Origin of the sequence: Pantoea stewartii subsp. stewartii (assembly GCF_008801695.1) — a bacterium.
GTDB classification, from domain to species: domain Bacteria; phylum Pseudomonadota; class Gammaproteobacteria; order Enterobacterales; family Enterobacteriaceae; genus Pantoea; species Pantoea stewartii.
Genome location: NZ_VZPF01000196.1, coordinates 1 through 1203 on the forward strand (window position 1 = coordinate 1; position 1203 = coordinate 1203).

The 1203-nt window shown below is 62.8% G+C and carries 3 protein-coding genes; all 3 read left to right on the plus strand.

Features of this window, described 5'->3' with window-relative positions; genetic code table 11:
• The first annotated feature begins 14 nt into the window (after positions 1-14).
• On the plus strand, positions 15-338 hold the full coding sequence (locus tag F7Q90_RS25655; RefSeq protein ID WP_151161160.1) for a MobC family plasmid mobilization relaxosome protein: 324 nt from the start codon (positions 15-17) through the stop codon (positions 336-338).
• Positions 328-888, plus strand: a complete 561-nt coding sequence (locus F7Q90_RS27515; RefSeq protein ID WP_167387068.1) for a relaxase/mobilization nuclease domain-containing protein — start codon at positions 328-330, stop codon at positions 886-888. Before F7Q90_RS25655 ends, F7Q90_RS27515 begins: the two co-directional genes overlap by 11 nt.
• A gap of 126 nt (positions 889-1014) precedes the next feature.
• Positions 1015-1203 (plus strand): MbeB family mobilization protein (locus tag F7Q90_RS27520; RefSeq protein WP_249042847.1); only part of this gene is annotated, 189 nt, incomplete at its 3' end.

Here is a 1203-nt window from a genome sequence, read left to right on the forward strand (position 1 = left end):
ACAAACGCAGCAAAATGCTCACCATGTGGGTGACCGAAGATGAGCACCGGCGTCTGCTGGAACGCTGCGATGGTAAACAGCTCGCGGCCTGGATGCGGCAGACGTGCCTGGACGAGAAGCCCGCCCGAGCCGGCAAACTTCCCTCGCTCTCGCCGGCGCTGCTTCGTCAGCTTGCCGGCATGGGGAACAACCTTAACCAGATTGCCCGGCAGGTTAACAGCGGTGGCGGCAGCGGGCACGACCGCGTGCAGGTTGTCGCCGCGCTGATGGCCATCGATGCCGGGCTCGAGCGGCTGCGGCACGCCGTGCTGGAAAAGGGGGCAGACGATGATCGTTAAGTTTCACCCCCGGGGGCGCGGCGGTGGCGCCGGGCCTGTGGACTACCTGCTGGGCAAAGACCTCCAGCGCGAAGGTGCCAGCGTTCTGCAGGGGAAGCCGGAGGAAGTCCGGGAGCTTATCGACGCCTCGCCCTACGCCAAAAAATACACATCCGGCGTCCTGTCCTTTGCCGAACAGGACTTACCGCCCGGCCAGCGTGAAAAGCTGATGGCGAGCTTCGAGCGGGTTCTGATGCCCGGACTCGATAAAGACCAGTACAGCGTGCTGTGGGTTGAGCACCGGGATAAAGGGCGGCTGGAGCTGAACTTCCTGATCCCGAACACGGAGCTGCTGACCGGCAGGCGTCTCCAGCCGTATTACGACCGCGCCGACCGACCGCGCATCGATGCCTGGCAGACCATTGTGAACGGCAGGCTGGGGCTGCACGATCCGAACGCGCCGGAAAACCGGCGGGCGCTGGTCACGCCGTCCGCGCTGCCGGAAACGAAGCAGGAAGCAGCCCAAGCGATTACGCGGGGTTTACTGGCCTTAGCTCGTCCGGGGAGCTGAAAACCCGGCAGGACGTCACTGAGGCGCTGGAAAGCGCAGGTTTTGAGGTGGTGCGCACCACAAAAAGCAGCATCAGCATTGCCGGCCCGGACGGGGGGCGAAACATCCGACTCAAGGGAGCCATCTATGAACAGTCTTTTAACGCTGGCGAAGGACTTAGAGCAGAAATCGAAAGTGCAGCAGCAGAGTACCGGCGAGATGCTGAAAGCCGCATTCAGCGAGCACGAGAAGTCTGTCAGAGCGGAACTGAGCGAAAGCGAGAAGAGAATCAGCGCCGCCATCCTCGACCACGACCGGAAGCTGTCCTCAGCCATG

Excerpts from the sequence above, each read along its gene's own strand:
- F7Q90_RS25655 (WP_151161160.1), top strand. The coding sequence starts at position 15 with ATGCTCACCATGTGGGTGACCGAAGATGAGCACCGGCGTCTGCTGGAA.
- F7Q90_RS27515 (WP_167387068.1), top strand. The coding sequence starts at position 328 with ATGATCGTTAAGTTTCACCCCCGGGGGCGCGGCGGTGGCGCCGGGCCT.